Here is a 20,931-nt window from a genome sequence, read left to right as displayed (position 1 = left end):
CGGTTTACAATCCAGGGTTCGATTCGAGCCAGCCTTTTTCGGCGAATATCGCAGCCATTAGCGCAGACTGTGCGTTCCACAAATGTGCCACTGCTGGCTTTTTGTTATATTCCGCCAAGGACACCGCAGCTGTATTAATCGCCTGCTCCAAACGGGTTGCTGATTTCTTCTGCTGTTCATCCACAAGTTTGGGAGCGATTGATGAGGATACTGCAAGCCACTGCTCATGCTGCTTCGACCATGCTGTTGATTGCGCCGCACGCAATGGTTGGGGCGTTGCAAGCTCCAGCTGCTCCACCGTTAACCGATCTAGCGTTGCGATCAGCGCGTTCGTCTGCTCCCAATATTGCTGAAGCTGGGATGCCTCTCCTGCAAATGCCATGCGGCCAACAGCAGGCAGTTCGATCGTTTTGACATACACCTCTAAACCGCCTAGAGATTGGCTTAGCAAAAGTGCGCCATCACGCTCTGACGACACGCCCACATAGACACGGTAATCTTGCCCGGTATCCCATCGGTAAGCAGCTAGCCCCTTATCCTTAAGCTCCTGTACAGCCGCATCAGCACCGTCCAAAGAGCTGAATACGCCGTATTGAAGTGTGGAATAGGCCGAAGCAGGCAAATCAAGCTTGGCCGAAGCCGATTGTCCAGCCGAAGCTACTGGCGCTGTGCCGCCTTGCTTATCGCCCTTATTGGCGGAGGCATCCGGTGAGTTCGGAAGCGAAATGACAGGCTGCACTCCATTGTTCGTGCTGTCCGAACTTCCTGCCGAAGCCGTCAAACCAGTAGCCGATTGGCCTTCTGGATCGTCTGCCCACGGGCCTTGTCCAGCAAACAGGGAGAGCGCCAAGTATCCGAACAATGCCCCCGTCGCAATGGCCCCCGTCACAGAAGCAAACACTTTAAGCCAAGAAGGGCCTCGCGAATGCGTCCTTGTATAATCTACCCCGAGGGGCCTCGTGCCGAAACGCCCGCCCGATAATTCGACAAAGGATTCATCTAACGAAAGGCCTGACAAGTCAGGCTTAGCGATAACTTCTCGAATAGGGGAAACTGCCATGTGGCCAGCTTGGCTCCCAGCAGGGGCAATTGGCATCACATTGTGAGCATCTGCATCTTCTGCGGCTGCGTCCTCTTCCTGTATACGATTCGGAGCGATATTTAGTTTTCGTTCGGTACGGTCCAGATTTGGCCTGTTCCGATGAATCGGTTCAGGAAAATGCCACGCGCTTTCCTGTGCAGATTCTTTCGCAGTGCCATGCCCTAAGCCGCCTGCTTCCCAATGCTCGGAAGGCTCTTTAATTGCACCGTTCTCTGATCTAATGAGCATCTCCAAAGCTTGAATGTCCGAATGGAATAAGGGATCTTGAGAGCTTGGCTCTATATGCGGTTTTATCCGTTTCTCATCCGCCGCTAAACGGTCCGGCTGTGCTTCATTCGCATCAAAGCGGAATGTCATTCGTGTCTCTCGTTTCATCATCCTTCGCTCCTTCGCAAGCATTCATAAACATTCGATCTTGTCCGTTCTGTACTACTAATCTATGAGCAGGCTGCGAGATTTATGACGGGAAGGCCTTATCACGCCACAAAAAAACAAGCAGTGAATTTCCTCCCGGAATTTCACTGCTTGTATGAATTCATCCAATCTATTCGCTTACAACAGATCTAATACTTCGCTAATCTTCCATTGGCCTTCTGAATCTTTCGAAAGATAAAGGATAGATTCGTAATTGTATTCTTCCTCTTCATCTTCAATTTCGTAATTGACCAGTACGGCAGCCTTGCCTTTTGTCTCGTCTACACTAAGGAAGAAGGGATCTTCCACTGTGAAGACAGAGTCATAGTCTGCGAACAATTCATCCCAGTAATCAAGCTGGTCTTCTTTGCTCTCCGATTGTGCAGTGAACATGGCGCTGATCGCGTCCGTATCTTCAACATTAAGAGCGGCCACATATTGTTTAACGAAACCATTCACGCTTGAAGTGAATTCCGGCGTCGCAGCAGCAGGTGCCGAAGGAAGCTCTACATGCGAATCTTCAAAATCTTCGCTCTTAATCTTCCAAGCGCCAGCGCTATCTTTTACTAGCACGAATGTCTCGTAAACCATTTCATCCGGCAGGTACGACTCGCTCACATAATGCACTCTAAACTCAGTTGCAATCGTAACTTGCGAAGCAGAGAACGCTGTTACGACATTGCTCGTTACTTTAATTTGCATATCAAATTGTTCAAACGCGGCAGTCATGTCTTCTACGGAATCTGTATCCCAATATTTCGGCAACCATGCTGCTTGAATCGCTTTAAGGTCCTCTTTTTCATGCGCCTGCAGATACTTCTGTACAACATCAAGCGCCTTCGCTTTGCTAAGCTTCGTGACAGCCGCAGGAGAAGTTACAACCAGTTTGCTGCTTCCGTCCCATTTGGCAATGCCGCCAAGCGACTGGACAACAAATTCAGCTGGGACAATAATGTAGCCTTTCAAGCTGTAAGGAGCGACAGTTAATGGTTTTTTTGCTCCATTTACGACAGCCGTCTTGCTGTCAACGGTCAGCTTCAGCACCGAGGCGCCGCTTTTAATCGTAGCTGTTTTCGACTTCGTGTCGAAGGCATATGTTGCGCCGATTTTGGCAACTAAAGGCTTCGCTTCCGCCATCGTAACGTTCGTGTTACGCACAGGTGCTTGGGTAAACTTAACCGCAGTGCCGTCTACCGTAACGCTTACAGCGGCAGCTCCGAACGCAGTGGCAGGCACTAACATAATTGCCATGCAAATCAATAATAATATCGATAATTTCTGTTTCAATACAACCATCCTCATGTATATTTTTCCTTAGTATAAGACAATAATTTCGTAATGAAAAGAAAAAAATAGGCAAACTCGCAATACACGAGCTTGCCTATTTTATTTCACAATATTTATAAACTTTCCGCCAATGCCGCAGCCACTTTCCAAATATCGCCTGCACCCATCGTAATGATTAGGTCGCCCGGCTTCTTCGATGCTTTCAGCTGTTCCAACACTTCTTCCTTCGTCGGTACGTAAGCGGTATTCGGGTTGCTGTTCTGAACGATCATCTCTACAAGCTTGCGGGAATGCACGCCTTCGATCTGCTGCTCGCCAGCTGGCGAATAGATATCCGTAATAATCACTTCATCCGCTTCGCCAAATGCACAGCTGAATTGCTCCAGCAAGAAATAAGTACGCGTATAACGCTGCGGCTGGAATACAGCTACAATCCGTTTTCCAGTCGCTTTAGCTGCGCTGATCGTCGCTTGAATTTCCGTTGGATGATGCGCGTAATCATCGATGACAAGAATATCATTCTTCTCGCCGAGGACGTGGAACCGACGTTTTGCTCCGCGGAATAAACGAATCGCTTCAGCTACCGAGTCGAATGAAAGGCCAGCCTCCAAACAAGTGATAATCGTAGCCATCGCGTTATAAACGTTGTGCCGGCCTGGAACGGAAAGCTCAACATCGCCCAGCAGCACGCCATCCCGATGCAACTTGAAGTTCACTTTGCGGTCGCCTAATTGAAGATCGGATGCACGGTAGTTCGCCTCATGATCAATGCCATACGTCACGACCTGATCGTCACGAAGCACGCCATCACGGAGAGCAGGCAGCATTTCTTGCAAGTTCTCATCATCCAAGCATACGATCGCTTTGCCATCAGGCTTTACTTGATGCAAGAATTGTACATAAGCAGCCTTAAGGTTGTTGAAATCACCGTCGTAATTTTCAAGATGGTCTGGTTCAATATTCGTTACAATCGCGATTGTAGGATGATACTGCAGGAAAGAGCCGTCGCTCTCATCCGCCTCTGCAACAACGTATTCCCCTTTGCCAGCTTTAGCGTTCGTGCCCACATTGACGATTTCGCCGCCAATAATGTACGTTGGATCGATTTTGCACGTTTCCATAACGAGCGCAATCATAGACGAAGTCGTCGTTTTGCCATGAGCGCCTGCCACGGCGACTCCTTTGCCAGCATTCATAAGCCGGGAAAGCATCTGCGCGCGGTGCAGCACCGGAATGTTCAGCTCTTCCGCTGCTTTCCGTTCTACGTTGTCTTTCGAGAGCGCGGTTGAGTACACAACGAGATCGGCGCCCTTAACATGTTCCGCTTCATGGCCGATGAAGATGCCAGCGCCTTTTTGCGCCAGCTTCTCCGTCAGCTCTGCCCGGACCACATCGGACCCCGTCACCTTATAACCCATTTCCAGCATGACACGCGCAATTGCGCTCATCCCATAACCGCCGATGCCGATAAAATGCACATGTTCTGCCGTATTCAAAGACGGTTCACCAACCTTTTTCAGAATCCGTGATATGAAGCAGCCGGGCGCGCACGTCAGAAATGAGATACAATGTTCCCGTAACGACGCCAAGATCGCCATGCGCTGTCAATTTCTCTAGCTTGTCGAGCGCTGCACGCCAATCCGGCTCGACGATCACTTCCACCGCCAAACCTTCTTCTGACGCAACCTCCCGTACGATGGACGCAAGCGATGCCGCATCCATTTTCTTTCGAAAATCGGGCTCGGTCACGATCAACGTATTCGCTATTGGCAGTATATGCCGCAATGCGTCCCTGTGATTCTTATTCTCGAGCATTCCCATCATGACATGCGCCTGTTTATACGTATAAGTCGTACGAAGCGCAGCAGCTAATGTTTGGGCTCCCTCGGGATTATGTGCGCCGTCCACGAGAATGCGCGGCTGTTGCGACACCATCTCCAGCCGTCCTGGCCAAGCGGTTGTACGAAGCCCCTTCAGCAGATCATCATCATCAAGTAGCAGCGCCGAGTACTGGCGAAGCACTTCAAGCCCCATAATCGCCAATGCGGCATTGTCCACCTGATGGCCGCCGTTCAACGTAATTTCAAGCGATTCGATGGAACGGAACGGGCCTGAGAAACCGAACGTCTGCCGATTTTCTTCTACAGTACGCCGATCATAGTTAAATTGTTCGCCGAGCAAATAAAGCGTGCTCTTCGACTGTTTCGCTTTCTCCTTCAAAACAGCGATTACTTCTGGCTGCGTAGCCGTGCTCACGACCGGCACGCCTGGCTTAATAATGCCCGCTTTCTCGCGAGCAACCTCTTCAAGCGTGTTGCCGAGCACATCCATATGGTCATGCCCGACATTCGTAATGAGCGAAAGCACAGGCGCCACAATGTTCGTTACATCCATTCGGCCGCCTAGCCCAGTTTCCCACACTACATAATCAGGGAATGAAACTTTAGCAAAATAGAGAATCGCAATCGCTGTCGACACCTCAAACATCGTTGGGGAGCCAAGTTCCGTTGCTGTAATTTCCTCGACATGCGGCTTCAACATATTCGCTAGATTCGTGAGAGTCTCCTCTGGAATATCCTCGCCATTATATTGGAACCTATTCGTAAATTTCGTAATGTAAGGGGACGTGAACGTCCCTACATCATAACCGCATGCAAGCAGGACAGATGTCAAATATGCACAAGTCGAGCCTTTGCCATTCGTGCCTGCGACATGAATAAATTTCAGCCTTCGTTCTGGATTTCCAAGCCGTTCCATCAGCACTTGCATCCGTTCCAAACCTGGACGAATGCCAAATGGAATCAAGCCGTTAATCCAATCCGCTGCTTCGGCATAGGATTGAAGCGGAGCGGCGCCTGCCGCCCCCGTTTGGTTGTTGTTCATGTGTCCGCTACCTTCCTTCCGGCCTTTATCCGCGAAGCTCGGCGATACGGGCCAGCACTTTGTCGCGTTTATCAGCGTAATCCGCCATTTTCGCTTTTTCTTCTTCAATAACTTTAGCCGGAGCTTTAGCTACGAAGCCTTCATTGCCAAGCTTTTTCTCGATCCGCTCAACTTCGCCGTTCAGCGTTTTCAGCTCTTTTTCCAGACGGACAATTTCCTGGGCAATGTCGATCAGGCCCGCGAGCGGGAAGTATAGGTCAGCACCGGTCACAATTGCCGTCATCGCCTTCTCAGGCGTTTCGACAGCAAGCGCGATATCGAGCTTCGAAGTGCCGCAGAAACGTTCCACAAACTCGCGGTTACGCTCTACAATCGCCAGCTCAGACTGGCCTGCTGGCTTAATGATCAGCTCAATCTTCTTGCTCATTGGCACGTTTACTTCCGCACGAATGTTACGAACGGAACGGATGAGATCCATCAGCAGTTCCATTTCTTTAACCGCTTCTGGCGCTTCTAAAGCAGCTTCGTATACCGGCCAAGCTGCAAGCGTAATCGTTTCGCCCTCATGCGGCAAGTGTTGCCATATCTCTTCACTAATAAACGGCATGAATGGATGGATCAAGCGCTGCGTACGGTCCAGCACGTAAGCAAGCACGGACTGTGTCGCTTTCTTCGCCGCTGCGTCGCTGCCATATAGGTTGAGCTTCGCAAACTCGATATACCAGTCGCATAGATCGTCCCAAATAAAGTTGTAGAGCAGGCGGCCCGTTTCGCCAAAATCGTAGCTATCGATCATGCGCGTTACATCACGCGACGTCTCATTCAAGCGATGAAGAATCCAACGGTCAGCCGTTCCCAGCGGTACAGTAATATCGATATCTGCAGCCGATACGCCTTCCAAGTTCATCAATGCAAACCGCGAAGCATTCCAAATCTTGTTGGCAAAGTTGCGGGCTTGCTCGACCTTCTCCCAACGGAACCGGAGATCCTGGCCTGGCGTGTTATTCGTCGAAAGCATGAAGCGCATCGCATCAGCGCCATATTTCTCGATAACGTCAAGTGGGTCGATGCCGTTGCCAAGCGACTTGGACATCTTCTGGTTGTTCTCGTCACGGACAAGGCCATGCATCAGCACGTCTTTGAACGGAATTTGATCCGTAAACTCAAGTGCTGTGAAAATCATCCGCGCAACCCAGAAGTAGATGATGTCATAGCCAGTTACGAGCAGATCCGTCGGATAGAACCGTTTGAAGTCTTCAGCATCTTCATCTGGCCATCCAAGCGTCGAGAACGGCCATAGCGCGGAACTAAACCACGTATCAAGCACGTCCTCATCTTGCTTCCAAGGGGAGCCTTCTTCACCCGCACCTGCCGGCGCTTCTGTTCCAACATAGATTTCGCCAGTCTCGGCATGATGCCAAGCCGGAATGCGATGCCCCCACCAGAGTTGGCGGGAAATACACCAATCGCGCACATTTTCGATCCATTGCAAATATGTCCGCTCGAAGCGGTCCGGCACGAAGTTGACGCCTTTGCCTTCGCGCTGTGCTTCAATCGCACGATCGGCAAGCGGCTTCATCGCAACAAACCATTGTGTGGACAAGTATGGCTCAACGACAGCGCCGCTGCGCTCGGAGTGGCCCACCTGATGGACATGCTCCTCGATGCGGATGCATACGCCCTGCTCTTGCAAGTCCTTCACGATCCGCTTGCGGCATTCTGCACGGTCAAGCCCCTCGTAAGGCCCCGCCTGGTCGTTCATCGTGCCGCTCTCGTCCATAACCGTAATTTGCGGCAGGTCATGGCGAAGCCCAAGCTCAAAGTCATTCGGGTCATGTGCTGGCGTAATTTTTACTGCGCCCGATCCGAATTCCTTCTCGACATAATCGTCCCCAACGATCGGAATTTCCCGTCCGATAATCGGAAGAATGAGCGTTTGGCCAATCAGGTGCTTATAGCGCTCGTCCTCGGGATGTACCGCAACCGCCGTATCGCCCAGCATCGTCTCTGGACGCGTCGTTGCCACCGTCAGATAGCCACTGCCATCTGAGAGCGGATATTGCAGATGGTACAGGTTGCCGTTTACTTCCTTATATTCGACTTCAATGTCGGACAGGGCAGTGCGGGCAGCCGGGTCCCAGTTAATAATTTTTTTGCCGCGGTAGATCAAGCCTTTCTCGTACAGCTTCACGAATACTTGGCGTACCGCGCGGGACAGCCCTTCATCCAGCGTGAACCGTTCACGGGAATAATCGAGCCCGAAGCCCATTTTGGCCCATTGCTCGCGAATCGTATTGTTATACGTTTCTTTCCATTCCCATACTTTCTCCAGAAACTTCTCACGGCCAAGGTCATAACGGGACAGCCCTTGCTCACGAAGCTTCTGCTCTACCTTCGTCTGAGTAGCGATGCCGGCATGGTCGCTGCCCGGCAGCCAAAGCGCGTCAAAGCCTTGCATCCGCTTCGTCCGCGTCATAATATCCTGCAGCGTGAAATCGAGCGCATGGCCGATATGCAGCATCCCCGTAACATTCGGAGGCGGAATTACAATCGTGTATTTGGGCGCATCCGGGCGTTTGCCTGCTTCAAAATAGCCGCCCTTCATCCAATATTCATACCATTTGTGCTCCGCGCTCTTCGGATCATAAGTTGTCGGCATCGCGGTCGTTGGTTGATTCTCTGACATCTTACACTACCTCCATCAGGTTGAAAAAATAAAAAAACCTTCCGCCGCAAAGGACGAAAGGTTCTAGCTTCCGTGGTACCACCTTCATTCCATGCAAATCGATGCGCTTCACGCACTGCATGGCACTTGAACAGATAACGGCTGTGACCGGCCGAGCCTAGCGGTTGCTTCATTAGCATACCGTTCAGCCCGGGCAACTCCGGGGCGACACGCGGCGTCGAATGTCCTGCGGTTCCTCTCAGCGTAACGGCTCCGCTCTCTGAAGGCACGACTGCAGCGCTTCCCTTTCCATGTTGTTGCCAATATAGACTTGCTATCAATCGCCCAGATCAAAAATGATCACTTGCGGAATGATCGCGTATATGGTAATCATACTGCTCTTGACGCCGCAAGTCAACGCATAGAGGTTACTCGCTAGTGTCAGGCGAATTCTCGATCCGTATATCCTTTACATATTTGCGGCTCATCAGATGCCGTTTCTTCCGATCCGACTTCGAATCGAACACAATCGCCATATCATAATCACTGCCGGGGTACAGCTCGCTTCGGTCAATATACAGCGATAGCCGCTTTCGATTGAACGAGAGCTTTTTCCCCTCCACCTGCACGGTTACGTTGCCGCGCTCGTCAGCCTCCTGATAGACGATTCCCGTTCGTTTCAGCGGATAGATCCAAACGCAATCGCCGGTTTGAAATGATTTTCGTTTGGCCGGCGTTTCCTCTCCGCCTTCTGCCTGTTCCTGCCGAGCCTGCTTTTTCGCCTTGGCCCGTGAATCTGCCGATTTCGCTGGCTGGCGCGCTCTATTCGCCTCGATTGCTGCCTCCATCAAGCTTACGTCGATTAAGCTTCGTTCGGCATTCTTCGAAGCTTGCGATGCCATCGCCTCTGCCTTGGCTACGATCGCTTCCGGCAATCCGAAACGTCTAGCTACTGCGAATGCCCGGCTTTCGCCAGCTTCCCCAATGATCAGCCGATGGAGCGGCCGCAGCGTCTCGGGATCAAACGACATGCTCGCATTCATGCATCCTGCTGTCAGGGCTGCATAACGCTTAATTTCGTTAAAATGTGTCGTAGCCGCCACAAGCGCCCCTTGCGAAAGCAAATGCTCCAGCACCGCAATCGACAGCGCAATGCCTTCGCCCGGATCGGTCCCGGCAGCCAGCTCATCCAGCAGCAGCAGCGTCCGGCGGTCAGCCGCTTTGACCATCGCAGCTACATTCGTCATATGGGCGGAAAAGGTACTGAGCGATTGCTCGATATTTTGCCCGTCACCAAGATCGGCCATTAAACAATGGAACAGCCCCAGCTCACTCGTTGCTTCCGCCGGAATCAAGAAGCCAGCTTGGTGCAGCAGCACGAGCAGCCCGGCCGTTTTGAGCGCAACTGTCTTGCCGCCGGTATTTGGCCCTGTAATGATGAGTTGCTTCCAATCATATCCCATCTCTATATCGAGCGGAACGCAGTGCTCACTTGGCAGAAGGGGGTGCTTTGCCCCTCGCAGCCGAATGACAGGCTCCGAGCTCAGCTTCGGCCTCTGCCCATTGTAGGTTCGCGACAGCTTGCCTCGAGCCGTAATGAAATCAAATGACCCCATCGCATCCACATTCCATGCGAGCTCTGTTGTCCTTGCCTCCGCCATGGCGGAGAGCTGCGCTTTTATCGTGTAGCATTCCTGCTCCTCGTCCGCCTTCCAGCTATCCCATTCCTGTTGAAGCCCGGCGACATCGACAGGCTCTACGAACAAGGTTTGGCCACTAGCCGATTCGTCCCAGACAGTCCCTGGCACCTGCTTGCGCAATTCCCGCTTCACAGCGATCACATAATGGCCGCGCCGTTTGCTGATGATCGATTCTTGCAGCGCCGACTTGTATTTGCCCATCGCCTGCTCCAGCTTCTTCTCGATCTTAGCTTCTAATGCGTACAGCTGGCGACGAATGCGGCCAAGCTCTGCACTTGCCTCATCCATCAATTGATTGCCTCTAAGGCAGCGTGCCAGCTCCTTGCGCAGCTCTGGGCAGTCGTCCATGGAATCGGCATAAGAGGCAATCCGCGGAGCTACGTCCCGCTTGCTCTCCATATAGCGTTTCATATGAGCTACCGACGCTAACCAAACGCCAAGCTGATGCAGCTCTTGCTCAGCGTATACCTTTCCTTTGCCAAGCAGCGAGACGATCAGGTCAATCCCTTCCATAGCCGACAAAGGGACACTGCTGCCCAGCGCCAGCAACCTCGCCGCTTCCTCCGTTTCTTCTAGCCAAGCTTGCACACGGCTTCCGTCCGTACTCGGCGAATGCCGTTCTACCAAACGCCGCCCTGCCGGCGATACCGTGAAATCTGCAGCCATCCCTAACAACTGGTCCAATTCAAGCATTCGTTTTGTCGCTTCATTGATCATGTCCATACAGCTCCTTTTCAGCCTTACGAGAATATAAAAAAAAGAGGACGAAACGCGAGTAGCGTTCCGTCCCCAAACAGCCGCGACGTCCCTATGGCCAATCCAATCGCGCGATAAACGCAAAAAAGCCGTGCTGCTAGAGCACGGCGATTGGACTGAACGGAACTGTCGCGTTCAGGCGGAAATCTCTCATGTTCTTAACTAATTGGTACGAAACATTCAACCCTATCGCATGCAACACAAAACTAACCCTGCTAAAACAAGGTTTTGCGCCATTTTACGATAAAAGGTTAGACCCTTCGCAATTTATCCAATTGATTAGTTAAGAACACCAGTAATCATTAAAATTTCCCCTGACATGAATAGATTGAAATCTCATTTATCTTAACCGCCGCTTCTCCTAAAAGTCAAGGGACAAGCAGCCGGATTTTTTGTGCAAAAAAAAGATTGTATTCCCCTAAAAACCTAGTATAATACTCGGTATATAAACCATATTAAAACCCCGTGGGTGATGCGAGATGAATGTAATCGTCAACCAGCAAATCGAAACTTGGATTAACGACCACCTCGATTTGTACAACTATGCGATTCAGGCCGGCGATCTAGAGTGGCAGCAATCGATCCTTAAGCAGTTGTCCCGCAAGGATGAATATATAAAATCACTTCAAGAAAAGCAGTTGAAACGCCAGCTATGGGGACAATTTGACCAAATCAACCAGAAGCTGCTCGGCCTGTTCGATGAAATGCGCTCCCATTCCCAAAACGAAACGTACATGAAGAGCATCCAGCTGCAAATGTGGGAGCTCAAACGCCAACGCCTTGAAATTGTTAAACAAATTAAATCCGTAAATCCGTAGCCAACAAAGGCGCTGCCAGCCGCTCTTCTTCGTGAGCGATTGGCAGCGCCTTTTCACATTCATATGAGCCATCCAAGCAATAAGGGCAGTGCGGGCAAAATTAAGGGATATAAAGCACTTGCCCTTCAATAATGATCTGGTCCTGCAGCCGGTTATGGAGCGAAATCTCCCGCGAGTTTTTCCCATACCGCTCCGCAATATCTTCTAGCGTTTCCTCGCGCTGCACAATGCACATCCTTACTTTACGGAACCCTTGCTCATCGGCCAGCTTGCCTAAGAACAACGTTTTCCACTCGATCTCATCCCCTGTCGTCACACGCGATGGCTCCTTAGCCGCCGCATTAGCCAAATCAGACGCCTCGCGAGCTTCCTGCTCACGGCGGGATGATTGAAGCAACGAGCGAAACCCGACAGGCTCTTTCTCAATCGGCACTTCCTCCGCACGCTTGCGGCCGAATGCAACCTTCAATTCCTTGCGCTCAGCTTCCGCATCCTGTTGCTGCCTCACATCTGCAATGCCTGCTAATGGCGAAGGTGACAGCTCTGCTGCCGCACCGGAAGAAAGCGCTGGCTCCTGATCCGCAGATGGCCACGGAGACGGCGATGAAATCGACCGCTCGTTATCGATTCCCTCCGGTCCCGCCACCTCAAATGAATCCTCTCGTGCAGATGGAAGCGCGATATCGCCATACTGCTGCGGCACATTCGCATTTGCGAAAGCCCCACGATTAACTGGCTCCTCTTCGGCTTCGGCCGCTGCTGTGGAGGGCGCCCATGGATCCAGCCGTTCGATGAACTCCACCGCTTCCGCTGCCGGCTCCTCCACTTGCTCGATCGGATGCTGTGTCGCGAATGCTGACCAATTGATAACAGGCGGCGTTTGCTCCCGCTCATGAATCGGTTCGTTCTCTGGAATAGCGCTAGGGGTCGGCGAATGCCAACTCGCTTCTAGCTCAGGCCTTCCTTGAGGCTGGTAATAAGATTGCGTCCAAGGCGGCGGATATTGCTGTGGTGGCGGTGGCTGGAACGCTGCTTCACCCTGCCCATCTGGCTGTACCGTCCACGTCTCAGCCTGTCCGTAGTCATCCTGCTGCGCCTGTACGAACGGCACCTCAGGGCTATCATACCGTGATTGCCAATTTTCCTCTACGGGAGCGGGGGGCTCCGCCTCACGGCGATGCACGACCGTAATCGGCTCCTCATCACGCCACCCCTGCTGTACATCCTCTTGTTGCTCCACCTGAATGCCGTGCAGGGACAGAATGCCTGTAATATTCAACGTCCGAGCTGACAGCAGGTCGACATCAAAATGATCGATTTCAACCGAGATGTCCGCAATGCTCTGCACCCGATTCATCGGCAACGTAATTTCGACCGGAATCCAATGCTCAAGTGATTGTGGCTGCTGCAAATCATGCTGTGAACGATAAACGCCTGTCAGCAGCAGCTGGCCCTTTAATAATGCTTGCTCACCTTGTTGAACGACTTGAATGCGGGGAACAAGCTCAATCTCCTCTAGCTCCTCAATCGCTGCAACCTCATCTGGCAAATGGACGCGTTCATACACATCAAAGCGCAATCCGCTCGTTTGATCCGGCACGCTCCAGTCCTCCCTTCCACCTTGCATGCTTGGGCTATCTTCTCATCCAATACCTATCATATGGCAAGGGCGCATAGAGCATGACTATGAAATTCACAGCATATGCCAGAAAACAAGAAAGCCGTTCCATTAAGGAACGGCCTTCTATTTATAACCAAGGAGATGATGGTTCAGATAACGTATGTTTTAGCAGTGAATGCCATTCTGGCAACGGGGATTGCACTTTAATCGGCGCACCGTGCAGCGGATGATTAAACACCAGCATTTCGCCATGCAGCGCTTGATGCTTCAATAGAACAGTTTCACCGCCATAAAGCGAATCACCGATTAAAGGATGGCCTAGATAGCTCATGTGAACACGAATCTGATGCGTTCGTCCCGTCTCAAGCCGTATTCGAACTAGCGTCGCTTTGGGATAACGTTCCATCGTTTCATAGCGGGTGACCGCGGGATCACCGTTATGAGTGACGCACCGGCGTGATGATTGCTTACGATCGCGGCCGATCGGCGCATTAATAACGCCTCTGGGCTTGCTAATCTTCCCTTGCACAAAAGCGAGATAGACGCGCTCAATCGCCTTCTGGCGCATCGCTTCATCCAGCCTTAACTGAGCAAGATCATGCTTGCTGTACAGCACAGGGCCAGACGTTTCATTGTCCAGCCGATGGATATGCCGAACCGGAAGGGGATCCCCCTTCTTCAGCATATGCCTTGCTGCAGCCTCATCCAATGTACCGCGCTCTCCAGGCTTCGATGCATGTACAGGCACGCCAGTAGGCTTATGCATGACAAGCACGCTATCATCCTCATACAGCACGCGGCAAGCCGCGAGAGCCTGTACAGCTGCCCCCTCGGATGCAAGGCGATAGAGCGGATCCTTGTCCAGATCGGCAGGAGGGAACGCATCGAGCACAATTCGCTCTCCATCCTGCTGAATGCCGCCAACGGAAAACAGCAAATTCACCCATTTGAGCGGAAACCATTCCTGCTGCTGCAGCCAAAGCTTAATATCATGCGGACGGCTGCCCGCTTGCGGCCAACTCTCCGATAGCGGCCTACTACAGCCACTCCTTGTAAGAATGAGCTTGCGGCCTTCCCGAACGGCACCCTTCTTCCAATCAAACGTCGACGGATTCGCCATCTCTATAAACGGCTAAGCGCTTCAGCATGCGCCTCAATCGTGAAATCGATGTCCGCTTCCGTATGAACGCCAGAGACGAACATGCCCTCGAATTGTGAAGGGGCTACGCTTACGCCGAGATCCAGCATTGCGCCAAAATACTTCTTAAACTTCTCAAGATCAGACGTTTTGGCCGTGTCGAAGTTAATGACATGCGTGTCAGTGAAGAATGGGCATACCATCGAACCTACGCGGTTAATCGTGCTCGCTACGCCAAGCTTCGCTGCATTGGACTCGAAGCCAAGCTGTAGCCTAACCGATAGCCGCTCCAGCCGTTCATACACTTCCGGCGTCATCAGCTTCAGCGTCGTGTAGCCTGCTGCCATCGCGAGCGGATTGCCGGACAAAGTGCCCGCTTGATAGATGGGGCCCGCAGGCGCCATTTGCTCCATCAAATCACGGCGTCCAGCGTATGCGCCAACAGGGAGGCCGCCGCCGATGACTTTGCCTAAACATGTCAAATCCGGCGTAACGCCATAAAGCCCTTGTGCGCAGTGATAATGAACACGGAACCCGGTCATAACTTCGTCGAAAATAAGCAGGCTGCCGTACTGCTCCGTCACGTCACGCAAACCTTGCAGGAAGCCCGGCAACGGCGGTACGACACCCATGTTGCCCGCGATCGGCTCTACGATGACGCAGGCGATTTGCTCGCCGAACTTCTCGAAAGCCAATTTGACCGATTCAATGTCATTGTAAGGCACTGTAATCGTGTGGGTCGCTACGCTCTCCGGTACGCCTGGACTGTCCGGCAAGCCTAGTGTAGCAACGCCCGAACCCGCTTTAATAAGCAAGCTGTCCGCATGGCCGTGATAGGAGCCTTCGAATTTCAAAATCTTGCTCCGCTTCGTATAGCCTCTCGCCAAACGCAAAGCGCTCATCGTTGCTTCTGTGCCCGAGTTTACCATGCGCACAATGTCCGCGGATGGCACGCGCTCACATACCAGCTGGGCCATTAACGTCTCCAGCTCAGTCGGCGCGCCGAAGCTCGTCCCGTTCTCAGCCGTACGTTTAATCGCTTCTACAACCTCGGGATGGGCATGGCCCATAATAAGCGGCCCCCAGGAAGCAACGTAATCGAGATAGCTGTTGCCGTCGATGTCATAAACACGGGAACCGCTTCCGCGCTCCATATAAACCGGCGTTAAGCCGACAGATTTAAATGCCCGAACAGGACTGTTAACGCCCCCGGGAATGTATTGCTTCGCCACTTCAAACGCCGCTTTCGAGCGCTCGTCCTTCCGCTGGCGATTGGGATCGATCGTTTGGCTCATCGTTATCGTCTCCTTCTATCCGAATGCCGCCAAAGCAGGCTTAGCCTTGCAGCCAGCGCGCTGCATCTTTGGCATGATACGTCATGATCAAATCAGCGCCAGCTCGTTTCATGCCTGTCAGCGTCTCTAATACGATTGCCCGCTCATTAAGCCAGCCGTTCGCCGCTGCTGCCTTCACCATCGAATACTCCGCACTCACGTTATACGCAACGAGCGGCAAATCGAATTGATCCTTCAACGTACGCACGATGTCCAAGTAAGCAAGCGCTGGCTTGACCATCAGGAAATCAGCGCCTTCCAGCACATCCGACTCCGCTTCGCGAAGAGCTTCCCGCGCATTGGCTGGGTCCATCTGGTACGTCTTCCGGTCACCAAACTGCGGCGCTGAATGCGCCGCATCACGGAACGGGCCATAGAAGGCAGAAGCATATTTGACGGAGTAGGACATAATCGGCACGTTCGAGTAGCCTGCAGCGTCCAATCCTTCGCGAATGGCGGAAACGAAGCCATCCATCATGTTGGAAGGGGCAATAATATCAGCGCCTGCCTCCGCTTGGGAAACGGCCGTTTTCACGAGCAGTTCCAACGACTGGTCATTATCTACTTCGGCAATGCCTGTAGGCTCATGCACATGAACAACGCCGCAATGGCCATGGTCCGTAAATTGGCACAAGCACGTATCCGCAATAACGACAAGCTCTGGCGCCCATTCTTTGATCGCACGCGTCGCTTCCTGTACGATGCCATTGTGGTCATAAGCCGAGGAGCCAATCGCATCCTTGCTAGCCGGTACGCCGAATAGCAGGATCGACGGAATGCCGAGGCTGACAACCTCACGAATCTCTTCCTCCAGGCGATCCATCGAGAAGTGGTAAACACCCGGCATGGACGAAATTTCATCCTTCACATTCGTGCCATGGGTTACAAAGATCGGATATATAAAATCATTCACTGTCAAAATCGTTTCGCGAACCATGCTGCGCAGCGCTGCAGATCCGCGAAGGCGGCGATGCCTAACCGTTGGAAAGCTCATTTGCCGTACCTCCTGCTTCCTTCATCTCATGGATATCTATAACAACGATTGCTAGATGCATTATATGAAACCAATGAAACAACTGGCGTGCTTCTAAGCGCGGTTCGCGCGATCAGCAAGCCGTTGTGCAGCAATAGCCGCCACCAACGCTTCAATCGTCGCTTCTTCCGGCTCGATCGACACTTGTAGCCCAGCAGCGGCTGCAGTTGCAGTCGTTACTGGCCCGATGCTGGCAATATGCGATTTAGCGAGCAGTTTCTCCGGCTCTTCAATGCCGTTACGGCGAAGAAGCTCGATTAGATTAGTTACGGTAGACGAGCTCGTAAACGTTATGACATGCACAGCGCCTTCTTCCAGCAGCTCCAGCGCCATATCATCCTGATACTCGGCAATGACCGTTTCGTAGACGTCAAGCTCAACCGTCTCCACGCCACGCGCGTTCAGTTCACGAGGCAGCACCTCACGCGCAAGATCGCCACGGGCGATCAAAGCACGCTGGCCTGGCTTAAGCGATGCATCCAACTGCTCAACAAGCCCTTCTTGGCGGAATTGCGCTGGCAGTTCATCTACTGCTAATCCTCGCGCTTGCAGCGCCTCTGCCGTTTTTGGGCCAACGGCTGCAATGCGCGCTTTCGCAAATTTGCGAATATCTACGCCATAACGCTGCAACCAACGATAGAACGCTTCTACGCCATTCACGCTCGTAAACATCAGCCAATCAAACGTATCTGCTTCCTTCAGCGCCTGCTCAATTGCGTTGATCGCAGCAGCATCTGATGGATCGCGCGTTTCAATGACTGGATACTCACATGGTTCGCCGCCAAGCTCTTCAATTAACCGTACCAAATCGCTTGATTGCGCACGAGCGCGCGTAACGAGAATGCGCGTGCCGAACAATGGCTTCTTCTCGTACCAGCGAAGCGATTCGCGTTGATTAACGACCTCGCCTACGACGATTACCGCCGGTGGCTTAAAGTTAGCTGCCTCCACCTTAGCAGCGATATTCTCTAGCGTACCAACGAGTGTTTCTTGCTCAACGCGAGTCCCCCAGCGCACGAGTGCAACAGGTGTCGATGGCGACTTGCCATGTTGAATAAGCTGATCGCTAATATAGCCAATTTTGGCTACGCCCATTAGGAAAATAAGCGTGCCCGTTGCATTCGTCACTTTATCCCAATGGATGGAACGATCGAGTTTCTCAGGGCTCTCATGCCCCGTAATAATGGAAAGGGACGAAGCCAAATCACGATGGGTAACCGGAATGCCTGCGTAAGCAGGAACCGCGATGGCCGATGTAATCCCCGGCACGATCTCGAATTCGATGCCATTGGCTTCCAACAGCTCCGCCTCTTCACCTACACGGCCGAAAATCGTCGGGTCTCCGCCTTTAAGGCGAGTAACCGTCTTTCCTTCCAATGCGAGATCAACCAGCAGCTGATTAATCTCTTCCTGCTTCATCGTATGGCGGTCAGGCAGTTTGCCTACATAGACACGCTCAGAGCCTGGCTTTACGTGCGCCAATAAGCGTGGGCTCGCCAGTCGATCATATACAACAACATCTGCACGCTGCAGGCACTCCACACCGCGCATCGTAATTAGCTTCGGATCGCCTGGACCGGCACCGACCAAATATACTTTCCCCTTCACACTCGTCATCCTCTCACCTGCGACAATATTTGATCTGCGCCATTCGCCCGAAGCGCAGCGGCAACGCTTAACCCGAGCGCTTCAGGATCTGTGCCTTTACCAATTTCTTTGAGCAAAATATCGCCATCCGGTGAACCAACGATACCGACCAGCTCGATCAACGCGCCTTCGAGATTCGATTGCCCTTCAGGCACTTCCACCACTGCGTGAGCACCGATCGGAATCTGGCAGCCGCCATTCAATGCGCCAAGGAAGCTCCGTTCCGCGCGCACGGCGAGTTCGCTAACCGGATCATTCAGAAGGGACAGCAGATGCCGCACTTCCGCGTCTGCCTCCCGGCATTCAATGCCTAATGCGCCTTGGCCTACAGCCGGAACGCATATATCAACCGGCAGGGGCGAGCTAATGCGGTTTTCCCAACCCATTCGCGCCATGCCTGCCGCCGCAAGGACAATCGCATCGAATTGCTCCGTCTCCAGCTTTTTCAGCCTGGAATCGATATTGCCGCGAATCGAGACGATTTCGATGTCTGGCCTACGGTTTTTGAGCTGGCTTGCACGGCGCAAGCTGCTCGTGCCTACCTTAGCTCCGTTAGGCAGAGAATCGAAGCCTCCGCCATCAGCCGTAATTAGCACATCACGCGGATCAACCCGTTTCGGCACAGAGCCGTTCATAAGGCCCTCTGGCAGCTCATACGGCATGTCCTTCATGCTGTGTACTGCCAGATCGATTTCGCCGTCCAGCAGCGCCTGCTCGATCTCTTTCACGAACAGCCCTTTTCCGCCTACTTTAGAGAGTGTAACATCAAGAACTCGATCGCCTTTGGTTACAATCTTCACCGTTTCAAACGTATAAGACATCCCATGGCGCTCGCTAAGCTCCTTCAGTTGGTCAATCACTTGTCCAGTCTGCGTTAATGCAAGCGCACTCTGCCTTGTCCCTACCCGGATGACTCGCGTTCCTTCTATAGCTTGATTCGTCATACTTCCTATACCCTCCTATAAAAGCTGCATCCGCAGCGAATCCATCCATCGTTCCAATTGTATGGCGGCTTGGCTTGGCTCCTGCCGAAGTGCCTCAGCCGTCTGCTTCCAGCCTGCAGCATCCGCAGCTGCGAGCCGCAGCAGCTTTCGCCGATCAACAGGCGAAAGCCCGTATGCGTTATTTGCACCAACGCTCGCATCCAATAGCCGCTCTCGCAACAGCCGCAGTGCAGTCAACCGCGGTGCATATTCATCTCCATACGCACTCACTAGCTCTTGCTTAATTTGCGAGGCGAGCGCTGGGCTTGCGCCGCTTGTCGTTAATGCGATCACAAGATCGCCTTGGCGGTGTATAGCAGGCGTTATAAAAGAGCCTTTTGCCCCGTCATCAGCCAAGTTCGCCCATATCCCTAAGCGCCGCGCATCTTCGGCGATATCCGCATTCAATTGCGGCTGATTCGTAGCGGCGAATACAAGATTTGCAGCGAGGACGTCTTCAGGCACATAGCCACGCAGTTCTACTCGAATCCGGCCGCTTTGTTGAAGCTCAGCCAGCTCTTCATTAAGAAGAGGGCTCACAACTGCCACATCGTCCGCTCCTGCTTCAAGAAGCCCCTTTACTTTTCGGCTGGCAACCTCGCCACCTCCGACAACCAAACACCGTTTGCCAGACAAGTCCACCATGATCGGATAATAGCCGAAACTGCTCATCCCTTCTCCCTCCTTGCTCCGTTCCTTCACATCTAGATTGTTTAATGAAAATGCGAAATCGGATTCAGCAGTACGTTTAAGATGAGCGTTCCAAATGACCATAAATTCAGCCGTGCGGCAGCAAAGCCGATCTGGCCCTTCACTTTGCGCCGGACCAAATACACGACGTACATCACGAGCGCTGCCAGCGAAATAATTACTTTCCAATCTAACAAGTATGCCCACTCGCGCTCCACGGCAATTGACACGATCGCCACGGAAAGCGACATCGCGAGCAGCGGGGCGCCAGCTGAGACGAGACGGAAAGAATAGAGGTCAATTAATTGCAGGCTAGGCAATCTTCTAACTGGGCTGGTCCAACGTTTCTTCTTCAGCTTGCGATGCAAGAACATGTACATCCCAGCAAAAATAGCCGAAAACGTCAATGCAGCAAACGCACATGTCATCAAACTGATGTGTACGATAAGCAGATCACGGGCCGCTTCGAATGGTTCAGTCGAAAGCGATGGACCTGGATTCACAAGAAGCAATGCGGTAAGCACAGCAAACCCAATTAAGTTAACGATAAATACGATGTATTCAATGCGGAAAAACCGGCTGATGACTAGAGAAACCGTTACTAACAGCCAAGAAAATACAAACCAATATTCAAACCCTGATATGTAGGAAATGTCCAAATGTGAAACTAACCGATAGACCAGATACCCGGTCTGCAGCGTCCAGACAAACACGAGAAGCCCTGTACCGATCCGTTTGGCACTCCGATTCGCATCCACGAAGTCAGAGAAATAAAACAGAAGGCTCAGGGCGTACACATACAGCATGGCATCATAAAACCAATTTGACGTAACCATAAGCGCCTCCATCCTTCACAGTCA

Annotated in this window: 15 protein-coding genes; 1 reads left to right on the top strand and 14 read right to left on the bottom strand. The window is 52.3% G+C overall.

All coding sequences use genetic code 11. From position 1 onward, the window contains the following. Positions 1-4: 4 nt before the first annotated feature. The 6 genes from GON22_RS11590 to GON22_RS11565 all read right to left on the bottom strand — a co-directional run bounded on the left by GON22_RS11590 (position 5) and on the right by GON22_RS11565 (position 10,768). Positions 5-1,477, bottom strand: a complete 1,473-nt coding sequence (locus GON22_RS11590; protein WP_160396259.1) for an SPOR domain-containing protein — start codon at positions 1,475-1,477, stop codon at positions 5-7. A gap of 177 nt (positions 1,478-1,654) precedes the next feature. Beyond that, complete coding sequence (locus GON22_RS11585; protein WP_160396258.1) at positions 1,655-2,803, bottom strand: copper amine oxidase N-terminal domain-containing protein; 1,149 nt, start codon at positions 2,801-2,803, stop codon at positions 1,655-1,657. Between the two features lie 113 nt (positions 2,804-2,916). Next, a complete protein-coding gene (gene murC / locus GON22_RS11580) occupies positions 2,917-4,299 on the bottom strand; it encodes a UDP-N-acetylmuramate--L-alanine ligase (protein ID WP_160396257.1) in 1,383 nt (460 codons plus the stop codon). Positions 4,300-4,306: 7 nt separating this feature from the next. Next, the gene (locus tag GON22_RS11575; RefSeq protein ID WP_160396256.1) at positions 4,307-5,686 is read right to left on the bottom strand and encodes a bifunctional folylpolyglutamate synthase/dihydrofolate synthase; all 1,380 of its coding nucleotides are present in this window, start codon (positions 5,684-5,686) and stop codon (positions 4,307-4,309) included. A 25-nt stretch (positions 5,687-5,711) separates the two neighbouring features. Next, a complete protein-coding gene (locus tag GON22_RS11570; RefSeq protein WP_160396255.1) occupies positions 5,712-8,372 on the bottom strand; it encodes a valine--tRNA ligase in 2,661 nt (886 codons plus the stop codon). A 407-nt stretch (positions 8,373-8,779) separates the two neighbouring features. Continuing rightward, positions 8,780-10,768 carry an endonuclease MutS2 gene (locus GON22_RS11565; RefSeq protein WP_160396254.1) on the bottom strand — a complete coding sequence of 663 codons (1,989 nt, stop codon included), beginning with the start codon at positions 10,766-10,768 and terminating at the stop codon, positions 8,780-8,782. Between the two features lie 518 nt (positions 10,769-11,286). Between GON22_RS11565 and GON22_RS11560 the strand changes: the two genes are divergently transcribed. Continuing rightward, on the top strand, positions 11,287-11,625 hold the full coding sequence (locus GON22_RS11560) for a hypothetical protein (RefSeq protein WP_160396253.1): 339 nt from the start codon (positions 11,287-11,289) through the stop codon (positions 11,623-11,625). A gap of 100 nt (positions 11,626-11,725) precedes the next feature. Here the strand turns inward: GON22_RS11560 and GON22_RS11555 are convergent, their stop codons facing one another. From GON22_RS11555 to GON22_RS11520, 8 genes are all read right to left on the bottom strand, one after another. Further along, entirely contained in the window at positions 11,726-13,225 is a 1,500-nt protein-coding gene (locus GON22_RS11555; protein ID WP_160396252.1) for a LysM peptidoglycan-binding domain-containing protein, read from the bottom strand. Between the two features lie 148 nt (positions 13,226-13,373). Then, a complete protein-coding gene (locus GON22_RS11550) occupies positions 13,374-14,366 on the bottom strand; it encodes an RluA family pseudouridine synthase (protein ID WP_160396251.1) in 993 nt (330 codons plus the stop codon). Between the two features lie 2 nt (positions 14,367-14,368). Beyond that, on the bottom strand, positions 14,369-15,679 hold the full coding sequence (gene hemL / locus GON22_RS11545) for a glutamate-1-semialdehyde 2,1-aminomutase (RefSeq protein WP_202113198.1): 1,311 nt from the start codon (positions 15,677-15,679) through the stop codon (positions 14,369-14,371). A gap of 40 nt (positions 15,680-15,719) precedes the next feature. Further along, positions 15,720-16,712, bottom strand: a complete 993-nt coding sequence (hemB, locus tag GON22_RS11540) for a porphobilinogen synthase (RefSeq protein WP_160396250.1) — start codon at positions 16,710-16,712, stop codon at positions 15,720-15,722. A 93-nt stretch (positions 16,713-16,805) separates the two neighbouring features. Continuing rightward, a complete protein-coding gene (gene cobA, locus GON22_RS11535; RefSeq protein WP_160396249.1) occupies positions 16,806-18,359 on the bottom strand; it encodes a uroporphyrinogen-III C-methyltransferase in 1,554 nt (517 codons plus the stop codon). 5 nt (positions 18,360-18,364) lie between these two features. Beyond that, a complete protein-coding gene (hemC, locus tag GON22_RS11530) occupies positions 18,365-19,342 on the bottom strand; it encodes a hydroxymethylbilane synthase (RefSeq protein ID WP_160396248.1) in 978 nt (325 codons plus the stop codon). 15 nt (positions 19,343-19,357) lie between these two features. Next, the gene (locus GON22_RS11525) at positions 19,358-20,053 is read right to left on the bottom strand and encodes a precorrin-2 dehydrogenase/sirohydrochlorin ferrochelatase family protein (RefSeq protein WP_160396247.1); all 696 of its coding nucleotides are present in this window, start codon (positions 20,051-20,053) and stop codon (positions 19,358-19,360) included. A 41-nt stretch (positions 20,054-20,094) separates the two neighbouring features. Beyond that, positions 20,095-20,907: a cytochrome C assembly family protein gene (locus GON22_RS11520; protein ID WP_160396246.1), complete on the bottom strand. Its 813-nt coding sequence runs from the start codon at positions 20,905-20,907 to the stop codon at positions 20,095-20,097. Positions 20,908-20,931: the final 24 nt, after the last annotated feature.

This window comes from Paenibacillus sp. MMS18-CY102 (genome assembly GCF_009789195.1).
In the GTDB taxonomy this organism is placed as follows: Bacteria; Bacillota; Bacilli; order Paenibacillales; family Paenibacillaceae; genus Paenibacillus_T.
Note: the sequence above shows the minus strand (reverse complement) of the source record. Positions and strands in the feature narration are given on the sequence as shown.

Coding starts and splice junctions, on each gene's coding strand:
- hemC (WP_160396248.1), bottom strand. CDS start 19,342: ATGACGAATCAAGCTATAGAAGGAACGCGAGTCATCCGGGTAGGGACA.
- hemL (WP_202113198.1), bottom strand. CDS start 15,679: ATGAGCCAAACGATCGATCCCAATCGCCAGCGGAAGGACGAGCGCTCG.
- GON22_RS11560 (WP_160396253.1), top strand. CDS start 11,287: ATGAATGTAATCGTCAACCAGCAAATCGAAACTTGGATTAACGACCAC.
- hemB (WP_160396250.1), bottom strand. CDS start 16,712: ATGAGCTTTCCAACGGTTAGGCATCGCCGCCTTCGCGGATCTGCAGCG.
- GON22_RS11520 (WP_160396246.1), bottom strand. CDS start 20,907: ATGGTTACGTCAAATTGGTTTTATGATGCCATGCTGTATGTGTACGCC.
- GON22_RS11525 (WP_160396247.1), bottom strand. CDS start 20,053: ATGAGCAGTTTCGGCTATTATCCGATCATGGTGGACTTGTCTGGCAAA.
- GON22_RS11575 (WP_160396256.1), bottom strand. CDS start 5,686: ATGAACAACAACCAAACGGGGGCGGCAGGCGCCGCTCCGCTTCAATCC.
- GON22_RS11570 (WP_160396255.1), bottom strand. CDS start 8,372: ATGTCAGAGAATCAACCAACGACCGCGATGCCGACAACTTATGATCCG.
- GON22_RS11590 (WP_160396259.1), bottom strand. CDS start 1,477: ATGAAACGAGAGACACGAATGACATTCCGCTTTGATGCGAATGAAGCA.
- GON22_RS11565 (WP_160396254.1), bottom strand. CDS start 10,768: ATGATCAATGAAGCGACAAAACGAATGCTTGAATTGGACCAGTTGTTA.
- GON22_RS11550 (WP_160396251.1), bottom strand. CDS start 14,366: ATGGCGAATCCGTCGACGTTTGATTGGAAGAAGGGTGCCGTTCGGGAA.